This is a genomic window from Yoonia sp. (genome assembly GCF_046292185.1).
Taxonomy (GTDB): Bacteria; Pseudomonadota; Alphaproteobacteria; order Rhodobacterales; family Rhodobacteraceae; genus Yoonia.
The window spans coordinates 1-11,686 of the sequence record NZ_JBKBQY010000101.1 but is presented as its reverse complement, the minus strand read 5'-3'; the positions used below and the strand labels follow the sequence as shown (position 1 = coordinate 11,686).

The window sequence follows — 11,686 nt, the reverse complement described above, 5'->3', positions numbered from 1 at the left end:
TCTATCTGCCGCTGGCGGCACCTGCCCTCGCGGTCATTGCGATGTTCAACTTCACTGCGGTGTGGAACGAATTCTTGATCCCGCTGGTGATGACATCGACGTCGGATATGAAGGTGATCCAGACAGCACTGGCGGATTTTTCCGATCAGGAAACCGTGCTGTGGAACCTGCTGATGGCGGCGGTTCTGATCTCGATCCTGCCGCTCGTGCTGATGTTCATCATCGGTCAGAAACATCTTGTCCGCGGCGTGGCCGTTGGCGGAACCAAAGGATAATCAAATGACCCTGGCAGTCGAGGCGCGCGGCCTCTGGAAAACCTATCCCGGTGATGTTCACGCCGTCAAAGGCATCGATTTTCGCATCGAACCGGGCGAACTCGTCGTGCTGGTCGGCGGATCCGGCTGCGGCAAGACAACCACCTTGCGCATGGTTGCGGGTCTGGAGCGCATCTCGAACGGGGAAGTGCTGGTCGGTGACCGCGTCGTCAACGACGTGCATCCGTCCAAGCGCGGTGTGTCGCTGGTGTTCCAGAACTTCGCGCTTTATCCGCATAAGACGACGTTCAAGAACATCGCTTTTCCGCTGGAATCCGCAGGTGTGCCCAAGGATGAAATCCGCAAACGCGTAACAGCCGTGGCCGAGATGCTGGAACTGTCCGCGCATCTGGACAAGACGCCCGATGGTCTGTCGGGTGGCCAGCAGCAGCGTGTCAGCCTCGGCCGCGCGATTGTGCGTGACCCTGCCGTGCTGCTGCTGGATGAACCTTTGTCAAACCTTGACGCCCGGCTGCGCGTCGTGATGCGGTCGGAACTCAAACGCATCCAGCGCCGTGTCGGGTCCACCGCAATCTACGTCACACATGATCAGGTCGAGGCGATGACGATGGGCGACCGGATCGTGGTCATGGATGCAGGACAGATCGCGCAGATCGGCACACCGGCGCAAGTGTATCTGACGCCTGCCAGCCTTTATGTGGCGCAGACCATCGGCAGCCCTGCAATGAACCTGTTCAAAGGCCGCGCCAGCGCATCGGACGGCACATTATCGCTGTCGGGCAACGGCTGGAATGTGCATATGACCGGCAACGGTGCGGCGGCCTTGATCGCGCGGATGACAAGCGGTGATGACGTCATCACCGCCGGTATCCGCCCCGAGGATCTGGACCTGTCAGGCCCCGGCGCAGCGCTTGGGACCGGTCCCTGCATCACCGCCGAACCGCTGGGGTCGGAAACGCTATATAACGTTGAAATCGACGGTGCCTTGACACGCGTTCTACGCCGGGAAACATTTGTCAGTCTGCCCGAAGGTCAAACTGCTCCGGTCCATCTACGTCCGGGTGCGCGGGTGCATCTGTTCAATGCACAGGGCAGTCGGATCGGTGGCGCGGTTTTGAGTGAAACCGTCGACAGCACCCAATGGGTGCCAGAGGCCGAGGCATCATAATATCCTCAGGGGAGTATAAACCTTATACCTTGTGAGAAATATCCGTCGCTGACGTCGCCTTTACGACACGACCTCATGGCGAGACTGGCTCCGGAACTGCGCGATGGCCCAATACATCTTGTGTCGCGCAGACGTCTCGGACGCCAGGGTTGGCCTGATCGCTTCATGTTGCTTGAACGTCCATTGGTCGCCGATACGGACCATCCAACGATGGCCTTGATCCTTGAAATAAAATGGAATGGTGCCGTCAATCGTGCCTTTACCGACAAGTTCGACAGGCCTTTCCTGCATTTTGACTTTCAGTGTCATCTGATCTCCTTTTCTTACTCCCGCGCTCACTGTGATACGGCGCAGGTGGTTTAGTATTTGTTTATATTTTCGATTAACCGGCCCTTGAGCTTTTCGAAGCTCATTACATTTGCCGATACTAGCCCATTAGGTAGGCACGAAATCGGGTTTGTCTACCGCTAAGTAGACCAGCCGCACCGGCATGATCTATTCTCTTAGCCTAAGATGGCAGAAACGTGGACGGCGGGCCGACACAAATCACACTTAGCCGATGCATCGCGCGGGTGCAGGCGACGTAAAGCATGTTGCGATCCATATCGGTCACAAAGATACTTTCGCTGGCATCGGGGATGATGACGCGGTCAAATTCCAACCCCTTTGCCAAATGCGGCGTGCAGACGACGACGCCAGTGGAAAACCCGGTGCTGCCTTCTTCCAGCAAGCGGGCCTCGGCCCCTGCCCCAGTCAGCAGTTTGTGCAGACGCCTGGCCTGCGGCTGGGTTTTTGCCAGCACCGCAAGACTGATGTGATCGGAAGTGCGGAAGTCTGCGACGGCTTCACTGATCAAAGCAATAGCCTCGGAATGCGTCCAGACCTCATGCACATCCGGCACCGGCCCATGCCGTTCCATCGCGATCAGGTCGGGGTTGGGCGAGATCTGCAATGCAAACTGCATGATTTCCCAGGTCGACCGATAGCTTTTGTTCAAGGTCACCTGATAGGCCCCATCCAACACCTGCGAGATGCTTTCGGGCGTCGAGGCGCTGTAGGGGTTCACGGACTGGGTCGCATCGCCCAGCACGGTCTTGCGGCACTTGAACAGACGGCCCAACACGGCATATTGCACGGGCGTGTAATCCTGCATTTCATCCACCAGCAGGTGTTTGACGGACCCATAGGGGTTTTCCACGCCTTCGGTCAGCATTTGCAGGTAGATCAGCGGGAAGACATCGGCATATTCCATCTTGCCGCTGATCGGCTTGAACAATTCGGGCCGTTCGATCCAGTCAAAGAACGTTTTATAGGCCGCACGCAAAGTCGTGCGCTTCACCATGCCTCGGCCAGCCTTGCGGATGATGGCCCGTTCTTCCAGGCGCAGGTCAATCCCATATTGCGCCTCGAATTGGTCGATGACAGCATTGCCCAAGGCAACAAGGCGCTCCGCGGTATCGAGATGTTTCAGCCGATCCCAGTTGGTTTCAAACACAAACCCGGGCAGCGGGCGTTTGCGGATCGTCAGATCCTCGGGCTGGAACGCCTGTTTGGCCAGATATTGCGCGTAGGATTCTATCTGCTGCAAAAACGCCGGGGCGGCTTTGGCGCGAATACGCGCCTTCGTGGCTGCATCGTCAGTTTCCAACAGATGTGCGGTTTGTTCAAAAAAGCTCTGGAACCTGATCTTGCTGCCCAAAAGCTGGGTGGCCAGCGTTTCCATCCCGATCTCAGGCACGGTTTCTTCGCCGAGTTCCGGCAGCACATTCCCGATGTAATCGGCAAAAACCCGGTTCGGTGAAATGATCAGGATATCACTGGAACTGATGGTGTCCTTGAACCGATAAAGCAGAAACGCAATCCGGTGCAGCGCGATGGATGTTTTGCCCGATCCCGCAACGCCCTGAATGATCAGCGTCTGCGCTTCGGCATCGCGGATGATCGCATTCTGGTCCCGCTGGATCGTAGCGACGATATTCTTCATCCCCTCATCGCTGGCGCGTGATAATTCGTCCTGCAGCACGTCATCCACGATGTTCACGCTGACGTCGAGCATGAAGTCCATCTTCCCCTCGCGAATGCGAAATTGGCGCTTGAGCACCAGGTCGCCGGGGATCCGGCCAGAAGGCGCATCGTAATGCGCAGGGCCGGTTTCGAAATCATAGAACAAGGATGATACCGGTGCCCGCCAGTCATAGACCCATGCGGTCTGGCTATCCTCATCGGTGAAATCATGGATGCCGATGTAATAGGCACCCGTCTCGTTCCGGTCCTGCCGGCGGAAATCGAACCGCCCGAAATATGGCGATTTGCGGAGTTTCTCCAGCTTTTTGGCCTGCGCGCGCAGCACATCGGACGACCGCATCATCTGGTCGATGGATTGCCGCATCGCGACCTTGTCGAGGTGGTCCATATCCCGGCGCGCTTCCCACATATGGTCATGTGCTGCCTGAATGTCGCGCTGGTAATCCTGCACCCGCAGGCCGATCTCGCTAAGATTGCTGTCGATCTGCGCCAGACAATCGGTCAGGCGTTGTGTTTCATGGGTTTGGTCAGTCATGAGGCATCAATCTGTATCTGTGGGGCGGCGCAGCAATACAACATCCTTGGCCGGGATGGTGATCTGCCAACCCCATTGGGCGGCAAGATAGCGAAAAGTGTGCGCGCGAAAGAACACGACGTGGGTCGGGTCCTTGCGGTAATGCCAATCAGCAAAGTGGGTGTCATCATCCTGAAAACAGGTGATGATGGCGAGGATACCGCCGGCGCGGATCATGTCGCGCAGGCGGGCAAAGTCCTCGCGCGGATCATGGAAATGTTCAGCGACTTCGGTGCAGGTGACAAAATCATAGCTGTCATCCAGCGGTGCCGGTTCAGGCGCAAAGAACGGATCGTAGAGCGCCACATCATGCCCCGCCTCGCGCAGCATATGCGCCAATGCCGGACCCGGCCCACAGCCGTAATCCAAACCGTGCGATCCAGGTGCGAGCTCCGCCAGCAACGGATCGGCGAGTTTCGACAGGAACCGCCGATAGTCAGGGTCGTCGGGATCGTTTTCATGATGCAGGTAATGCGCGTATTCATCACACTTTGCCGGGCACATGGCCGGGTCAAGAAACCGCGCCTGGCAATGCGCACAGCGGAAATAGGCCCGCATGTCCACGGTCAGAAAATGCTCTGCCATAGTGGCGCAGACGGGGCAGGGAGAAGAATCGGTCATGCCCGCGCCAGATAGACGGTCTGGGTAAAGGGTCTGCCAGTCAAAGGATTGTCGAATGTCACAGGCTCTGCCCAGCATTCGGGAAAAGCGGCCCCCAACTGATCAAGGAACCGCTGATCCGTCACCTTGTCCGACCATAGCCCGAAAACGCCACCGGGTTTGAGATAGCGTTTCATCGCGCGCAGCCCGTCGGGTTGGTAAAAGCTGTCGCTGCGCGGATCCAGCAGGTGATCCGGCGCATGGTCGATATCGGCAAGGATGGCATCAAATTGCCGTCCGGGCTGGTCTGGGTCTAACCCGTCACCTGCGGCCATGGCAAAGAAATCGCCGATGACCATCCGGCAGCGCGGATCGTCCTGCAGGGCCGTGCCCATGGGAAGAATACCGTTTTCGTGCCATTCAATCACCGGCGCAAGATATTCACTCACACGTAAGTCCGCGACCCTGGGTTCAGCAAGCACGGCCTGCGCCGTATAGCCAAGGCCCAAACCCCCTACGACGACCTCCAGCTCATCGCCCTTGCAGGCCGCGACACCCAAATGGCCAAGTGCCACTTCCGAGGCCGTAAAGTGGCTGGTCATCAGAAAGTCATCGTCCAGTTTGATCTCCCAGACATCCACGCCAAGCCGCAGATCATGCCGCCGACGCAGGGTCAGGGCGCCGATTGGCGTCGGGCAGTAATCGAGTTCTTCAAACATTGTGCTCATGATATGCCCGCCTCACTTGGATGCGGCTCCATTCGGTCAAATTGTCGGGACGCCGTGTTATCTGAAAAATCACGGCAAACTGCAATCACCGCGATGGTGAAGCAGTCTAGCCATTGTGCTTGGCGCGGCGGTCGCGCATCGGGGACACCAGCTTTTCGATCTCTCCATCGCTTTTGTCACGCAAGGCCGGCACCAGATTGCGAATGTCTTGCACTGACGCATCAGGCCGTGCGATCAGCACGCGTTCGATCAGGTTTTTCAGTTGTTGTTTCATTTTTTAATTCTCGTATTTCAAGGTCATACACGATGCCGCCGAAGGCAGAGCGGTAATCCAGCCCTGCGATCATGCGACTTTGAATCTATCGCCTTCGGAATTAACCTCTGCGATTGCCACCTGTGCCGTGACCATCGCCCCGGCCACGGAACAGGCATTTTCCAGCGCAATCCGCACCACTTTGACAGGGTCGATGATGCCACGCGCGACAAGATCGCCATAATCGCCCTGCGCCGCGTCGAAACCGAAACTGTCAGTTGCCGCATCCCATACTTTGCCGATCACAAAGGTGCCGTCAAAACCCGCGTTGTCGGCGATCTTGACCAGCGGCGCATTCAGCGCCCGATGCACCAACGTGATCCCAGCATTTTCGTCTTCATTGTCACCCGTCAAGTCCTGCAGAATGCGACCCGCACGAACCAAGGCGACACCGCCGCCGGCAACAACGCCTTCTTCAACGGCAGCGCGTGTGGCGTTCAAGGCATCCTCGACACGATCCTTGCGCTCGCTCACTTCCGCTTCGGACATGCCGCCGACATGGATGATAGCGACGCCCCCCGCGAGTTTGGCAAGCCGTTCGCGCAGATCATCCGCTTCACGCCCAGGTGCGATATCGTTCAGCGCCTGTCGCAGCTGCGCAGCCCGCAAGGCAATGTGATCTTTGCCGCCAGAACCGCCGATCAAAGTCGTCGTCTCGCGCGTGACCTCGACCCGGCGCGCGCGCCCAAGCGCCTCAATTCCGGCGTCTTCGATGGTCATGCCACGCTCAGCGCTGATCACCTCGCCACCGGTGACGGTTGCGATATCCTCCAGCATGGCCTTGCGGCGATCCCCAAAGCCGGGTGCTTTCACTGCGGCAACCTTTAACCCACCCCGCAGTTTGTTCACTCCGAGCGTGGACAGGGCGTCACCTTCAACATCATCGGCGATGATCAACAGCGCCTGACCTGTTTTAGTCACGGCTTCAAGGATCGGCAAAAGCGGTTGAAGCGAAGATAGTTTGCCATCATGCAGCAGGATCAGGGCATCGTCCAATGTCACCGTAGATTTTTCTGCCTCGGTCACGAAATGGGCACTGAGATAGCCGTTGGCAAATTGCATGCCCTCCACAAATTCGGTTGTCGTCGCAAAGCCGTGATTTTCCGCGACGGTGATGACACCGTCCGGTCCCACCCGTGACATCGCCTCGGCGATCTGCCCGCCAATATCTTGCTCTCCATTCGCGGAAATCGTGCCGATCTTGGTGATATCGCTTTGCCCATCCACCGGGCGCACAGCAGCACGCAGCGCCGTGACCGTCGCAGCAGCGGCGCGGTCGATACCGCGTTTGACATCCATCGGATTTGCACCGCCTGCCACGAGCTTTACACCGTCGCGCAATATAGCATGAGCGAGCACCGTCGCCGTGCTGGTACCATCGCCAGCCATGCTGTTGGTGCGCGCCGCCACCTCCTTGACCATCTGCGCACCCATATTCTGAAAGTGATCATCAAGCGCAAACGCCCTTGCTACAGTCGCGCCGTCTTTGGTGCTTTGAGGTTTTCCAGCGGCGTCATGAAGGACAACATTGCGTCCTTTCGGCCCTAGTGTCGCACCCACTGTGCGCGCCAGAAGGTCGACACCTTCCAGCAAGCGATTGCGCGCGACGATGTCGAATGAAATTTCTTTCGCTGTCATGCCGAACTCCTTTCCGTGTTTCGGATAGGCGGCAAGCAGAACCTGGCATATTTTGCTGCGGGTAAATGACCCCGCCAGTGTCGACTTGCAGCAGTCTGGTCGCGGATCGAAAAAGGCGCCTGCAAGGCCGCCAGAAACGATCAGCAATCTTGGCACTCTCAATAGCAGAGTGCCAAGTCCTAGCTAAACACTGCGTCTGAGAAAGTCAATCTGGCAGTCCGGACTGATCACCCCGCGTCAATGTTGCGCTGTTACCAAGGCTAGTTCCAGCTTCTCCATCGCATCGGTCCACAAGCCTTCGGCACGCGCAATGCCGTCCATAACTTCGGCATATTTATGCTGCCACGTCTCGGCTTGGTTGCCCATTTCGGCCTCGTAAAGTGCCGAATCGGACAGTTTCACCGCCAGTTGATCGCGCATCTTGTTCAACTTTGCCAAAACAGTTTCGCATTTGCGGACTTCGGCACGCAGCGCGGTGATTTCAGTTTTCGAGACGCGGACAGACGCTACAGCTTTGGGCTTTTCCGCCGGCGCGCCGGGGGGATGCAGCATCAGGTCGCGATATGCGTCCAGATCTTCTGTGTAAGGCGCCACCGTGCCGCCCTGCACTAGCCAGAGCCGGTCCGCAACCAGACCCAGCAGATGCATGTCGTGGCTGACAAGGATAATCGCGCCAGTGTATTGCGTCAGTGCTTCGACCAGCGCATCGCGTCCCTCGATATCAAGGTGGTTCGTCGGTTCGTCCAAAATCAACAAATGCGGGGCGTCCAGCGTCGCCAGCATCAGTGACAACCGTGCCTTTTCGCCGCCTGATAATTGCAGGGCGACGGTGTCGACCTGATCGGCGGTCAGGCCAAAGCCCGCCAGACGCGACCGCGCCCATGCTTTGCTGGCATCGGGTCGCGCCTTGGTCAGATGATCCAAAGGCGTCGCGGCGGGATCAAGTTCATCGATTTGATGTTGCGCAAAGTAGCCGACACGCAGCTTGGCCGCACGGGTCACATTCCCCGCGCAAAGCGGCAGTTTCTCGGCCAAAAGTTTGGCAAATGTCGATTTGCCTTCGCCATTGCGGCCTAACAAAGCGATACGATCATCCTGATCAATCCGCAGATTCAGCCGTTGCAGCACCGGCGGGCCATCATAGCCAACAGCGGCATTGTCGAGATTGACGATCGGAGGAGAAAGCTCTTCAGGCTCCGGAAAGGTCAGCACCTGCGTTATCAAAGCATCCGGCACGGCCACGGCAGTCAGCTTTTCCAGCATCTTGACCCGCGACTGTGCCTGTTTGGCTTTGTTCGCCTGATAACGAAACCTGTCCACAAAGCCCTGCAGATGCGCGCGGCGCTGTTCGTACTTTCGCGCCTGCGACGCCTGCACTGCGCGTTGTTCCAGCCGCTGTCGGGCAAACTGGTCATAAGGACCTTGGAAATAGTTCAGCTTGCGATCCTCAACATGCAAGATGGCACCCACGGCATTATTCAACAAAGCCCGGTCGTGGCTGCTGATGATCACCGTATGCGGATAAGTCTGCAGATAGCTTTCCAGCCAGATCGCCCCTTCGAGATCCAGATAGTTAGTCGGTTCATCCAACAACAGCAGATCGGGCCGCGCGAACAGAATGCCCGCCAGCGCCACGCGCATGCGCCAGCCGCCAGAAAACTCTGAACAGGCGCGCCGCTGTGCCTCAGTGTCAAACCCCAACCCTTTCAGGATAGTGCTGGCGCGCGCTTCTGCCGACCAGGCGTCAATATCGGCAAGTCGTGTCTGCACATTTGCAATGCGCATCGGATCCGTGGCGGTTTCCGCCTCAGCCATCAGGGCAGCACGTTCCGTATCGGCATCCAGCACCGTATCGAGCAAGCTGCGGGCGCTTGACGGCACTTCCTGATCGACGCTACCGATCCGGCAATTCGCAGGCAGGTCGATCCGGCCACTTTCCAGCGACAATTCACCCCGGATCAATCGAAACAGCGTGGTCTTACCAGTCCCGTTCCGCCCCACCAGCCCGACCTTATGGCCTGCGGGAATATCGGCTGACGCGCCCTGAAACAAAGGCAGGCCACCGATCGCATAAGTGATCTCTGAGATTGTCAGCATAGGTCTTGGTCGCAGATCGCACGGTTAAGCGCAATTGCAACACGGCACCCAAGGTTTGCGACGCGCTTCGAGATCGTGCCATACTGCGCCTGAAAGCTGCTGGCACCTGCGTCCGCGCATTTGAACACCAGACAGAGGCATTTTATGACCATGAACGATTCAGCCGCATCCAACACATTATTCATCGAAGTATCCGGCGCAGGCCTGCCAGAGGTGGATGGGCTTTATGTCCCTTCAACCGCACCGCCTGCGGAATCTGAATCCGGCACGCTGTCAAGCGTCGGTTCCTGGAACGGCAAACCCGCCTTTGACCGCGCTGACGGCAAGGCGAAACGCAGCCCCGCAATATCCTATTCCAACAGCTACAAATCATGGCGCATTTCGCGGCTGGACGGGCATCTGGCCTATGAGATCACCTGCGACGACGCGCTGCCGCCCAGTGACCGGCCTTGGAACGTCTACAAGATGGGTGTCGCCCCGGCCCCGACGGTGACGCTGCATCATTGCGATCCACGCCTGCCGGCCCCTGCGCCCAACATCGTCTTCATTCTGGGTGGCCCGGGCGCAGGCAAAGGCACGATGTGCGAGCTGGCGCAGATCCAGCTTGGCTGGACCCATCTGTCGACCGGCGACCTGCTGCGCGCCGAACTCAAGGCAGGCGGCCCCGTGACCGAGCTGATCAAATCCTTCATTGATGCTGGCACATTGGTGCCTGACGAAATCGTGGTCAAACTCCTCAAGGATGCGATTGAAAGCACGATCCGTCACACTGGCAACCGCAATTTCCTGATTGACGGCTTCCCGCGTTCGTTCAGCAATCTTGACGCGTGGTACGCGGTATTCGGACAGAACGTCGACTTGCCCAAGATGATCTATTTCGAATGCCCGCTAGAAGTGCTGACCCAGCGCATCCTTGGCCGCGCGCAATATTCGGGGCGCAGCGATGATAATGTCGAAGCGATGAAACAACGATTTGAAACATTCAAAGCGGAAACGATGCCAATCGTCGCGCATTTCAAAGAGCAGGATAAATGCATTGAAATCGATACCAGCCAAGATCGGGAGACGGTTTATGCCTTGCTGCGTGAACAACTGGCAGATCAGACCAATGGGGACCTCTTGGCGAAGCCGCTCAGTGAGGCGTCCGAGATCTTGTTGGGACTAAGGCCCTACCCGCGCCGCGACTAACATAACAATCCTTGCAACGCGTGCTGCAAGGATTGTTCAGGCCGCCTTGGCCAGATCGTCGGCAACATGTTCCAGCATGAAGGTTTCGCGCAGGATCGACAGGCCCATGCTGGCTTCACGGCGCTGCACGACAGCGCGATTATGGGCGATAGCCTCGTCCAGATCGACCCAGATGGGGCGCATCCCGTTGGCGGTCTCGTAATGTTCCATTTTCGTGGCCTGCAACGCGGGATCGATATCGCAGACGTAAAAATGTGACGTCATCTGCATCAGATCAAAGCCCGGCTGCCAGTGCGGACGCAATTCCTCAACATAACCATAATCGCGCTGCACGCGGACATTTCTGGCGCCGGTTTCTTCCTCCAGTTCCCGGTACAGCCCCTCGATCAGGTTTTCGCCCTCAGCCACGCCGCCGCCGGGAAAACTGAAGTCGTTGTAGCGTTCAGTGAACAGCAGCAGGATCGACCTGTCACGCATCACGATCCCGCGCGCTGCACGGCGGGTCAAGGTCGCCCCGGTCACAGACTTGACGTCAGGGTGGACGAGTTTTTTGATCAGTCTCACGGTGTTCGTCTCCGTCACGTCGCAAACCTGCGCGTGATCTATGACAACAATTTCGAAAAAGCTAGGCTGTAGATCCATCGCCTCAGTGGATGCCTAGAACGCCACAGCGCTGAACTACACTTTTGCCAGTTCCCACCAACCGACGGGGTCAATTTGCTGACAAAAATAGACTTAACGTTTCTGCTTGCGTTACGCGTAACTTTACGCGTAACACGCAAAGAGAGAACATGGGAGGAGAGATGAGCGTGCGCATAGGGTGGCGGACTAACACTGCTGATATTGTGTTGGGTGGTGTGATCTTCCTCACCGGGCTTTGGCTTTTTGTTGAAGTCCAATCTCTTGCATCAGGACCGCGGCTGTTTCCACGCTTCATCGTAGCGTTGATGACAGCGACGGGTGCGGGGATCGTGGCAGTTGCCATCATTTCAGGAATACGGGGGCAATCGGAAGCCATGCCTGTTGCATGGATACGCAGCATTGGCATACCGGCCGCTATCCTTATCCTGGCCGCGGCTG

General features: G+C 57.7%; 11 protein-coding genes and 1 pseudogene. 4 read left to right on the top strand and 8 right to left on the bottom strand.

Going from position 1 to position 11,686, the window contains the following annotated elements:
* Together ACK4TM_RS15030 and ACK4TM_RS15025 are read left to right on the top strand one after the other, a co-directional pair.
* A pseudogene (locus ACK4TM_RS15030) lies at positions 1–275 on the top strand (carbohydrate ABC transporter permease); the annotation flags it as partial.
* Between the two features lie 4 nt (positions 276–279).
* Entirely contained in the window at positions 280–1,443 is a 1,164-nt protein-coding gene (locus ACK4TM_RS15025; protein ID WP_409702708.1) for an ABC transporter ATP-binding protein, read from the top strand.
* A gap of 60 nt (positions 1,444–1,503) precedes the next feature.
* Here ACK4TM_RS15025 and ACK4TM_RS15020 read toward each other — a convergent pair whose 3' ends face one another.
* The 7 genes from ACK4TM_RS15020 to ACK4TM_RS14990 form a co-directional block, all read right to left on the bottom strand.
* Positions 1,504–1,752 (bottom strand): hypothetical protein, encoded by a 249-nt coding sequence (locus ACK4TM_RS15020; RefSeq protein ID WP_409702706.1) that lies wholly within the window; start codon positions 1,750–1,752, stop codon positions 1,504–1,506.
* Positions 1,753–1,951: 199 nt separating this feature from the next.
* Positions 1,952–4,003 carry a HelD family protein gene (locus tag ACK4TM_RS15015; protein ID WP_409702704.1) on the bottom strand — a complete coding sequence of 684 codons (2,052 nt, stop codon included), beginning with the start codon at positions 4,001–4,003 and terminating at the stop codon, positions 1,952–1,954.
* A gap of 6 nt (positions 4,004–4,009) precedes the next feature.
* Entirely contained in the window at positions 4,010–4,663 is a 654-nt protein-coding gene (locus ACK4TM_RS15010) for a class I SAM-dependent methyltransferase (protein ID WP_409702702.1), read from the bottom strand.
* Positions 4,660–5,370, bottom strand: coding sequence for a hypothetical protein (locus ACK4TM_RS15005; protein ID WP_409702700.1), 711 nt, complete (start codon positions 5,368–5,370; stop codon positions 4,660–4,662). Before ACK4TM_RS15005 ends, ACK4TM_RS15010 begins: the two co-directional genes overlap by 4 nt.
* A gap of 106 nt (positions 5,371–5,476) precedes the next feature.
* A complete protein-coding gene (locus tag ACK4TM_RS15000) occupies positions 5,477–5,644 on the bottom strand; it encodes a hypothetical protein (RefSeq protein WP_409702698.1) in 168 nt (55 codons plus the stop codon).
* A gap of 69 nt (positions 5,645–5,713) precedes the next feature.
* Complete coding sequence (gene groL / locus ACK4TM_RS14995; RefSeq protein ID WP_409702696.1) at positions 5,714–7,321, bottom strand: chaperonin GroEL; 1,608 nt, start codon at positions 7,319–7,321, stop codon at positions 5,714–5,716.
* A gap of 237 nt (positions 7,322–7,558) precedes the next feature.
* Positions 7,559–9,418 (bottom strand): ABC-F family ATP-binding cassette domain-containing protein, encoded by a 1,860-nt coding sequence (locus ACK4TM_RS14990; RefSeq protein WP_409702694.1) that lies wholly within the window; start codon positions 9,416–9,418, stop codon positions 7,559–7,561.
* Positions 9,419–9,562: 144 nt separating this feature from the next.
* Between ACK4TM_RS14990 and ACK4TM_RS14985 the strand changes: the two genes are divergently transcribed.
* A complete protein-coding gene (locus tag ACK4TM_RS14985) occupies positions 9,563–10,606 on the top strand; it encodes a nucleoside monophosphate kinase (protein WP_409702692.1) in 1,044 nt (347 codons plus the stop codon).
* A 36-nt stretch (positions 10,607–10,642) separates the two neighbouring features.
* On the opposite strand, the gene ACK4TM_RS14980 is transcribed toward ACK4TM_RS14985, so the two are convergent.
* Entirely contained in the window at positions 10,643–11,170 is a 528-nt protein-coding gene (locus ACK4TM_RS14980) for an NUDIX domain-containing protein (RefSeq protein ID WP_409702690.1), read from the bottom strand.
* Positions 11,171–11,409: 239 nt separating this feature from the next.
* On the opposite strand from ACK4TM_RS14980, the gene ACK4TM_RS14975 reads away from it, so the two are divergent.
* On the top strand, positions 11,410–11,686 hold a 277-nt coding region (locus ACK4TM_RS14975), incomplete at its 3' end, for a hypothetical protein (RefSeq protein WP_409702688.1).

Coding starts and splice junctions, on each gene's coding strand:
- ACK4TM_RS15025 (WP_409702708.1), top strand. CDS start 280: ATGACCCTGGCAGTCGAGGCGCGCGGCCTCTGGAAAACCTATCCCGGT.
- ACK4TM_RS15020 (WP_409702706.1), bottom strand. CDS start 1,752: ATGACACTGAAAGTCAAAATGCAGGAAAGGCCTGTCGAACTTGTCGGT.
- ACK4TM_RS15015 (WP_409702704.1), bottom strand. CDS start 4,003: ATGACTGACCAAACCCATGAAACACAACGCCTGACCGATTGTCTGGCG.
- ACK4TM_RS15010 (WP_409702702.1), bottom strand. CDS start 4,663: ATGACCGATTCTTCTCCCTGCCCCGTCTGCGCCACTATGGCAGAGCAT.
- ACK4TM_RS15005 (WP_409702700.1), bottom strand. CDS start 5,370: ATGAGCACAATGTTTGAAGAACTCGATTACTGCCCGACGCCAATCGGC.
- ACK4TM_RS15000 (WP_409702698.1), bottom strand. CDS start 5,644: ATGAAACAACAACTGAAAAACCTGATCGAACGCGTGCTGATCGCACGG.
- groL (WP_409702696.1), bottom strand. CDS start 7,321: ATGACAGCGAAAGAAATTTCATTCGACATCGTCGCGCGCAATCGCTTG.
- ACK4TM_RS14990 (WP_409702694.1), bottom strand. CDS start 9,418: ATGCTGACAATCTCAGAGATCACTTATGCGATCGGTGGCCTGCCTTTG.
- ACK4TM_RS14985 (WP_409702692.1), top strand. CDS start 9,563: ATGACCATGAACGATTCAGCCGCATCCAACACATTATTCATCGAAGTA.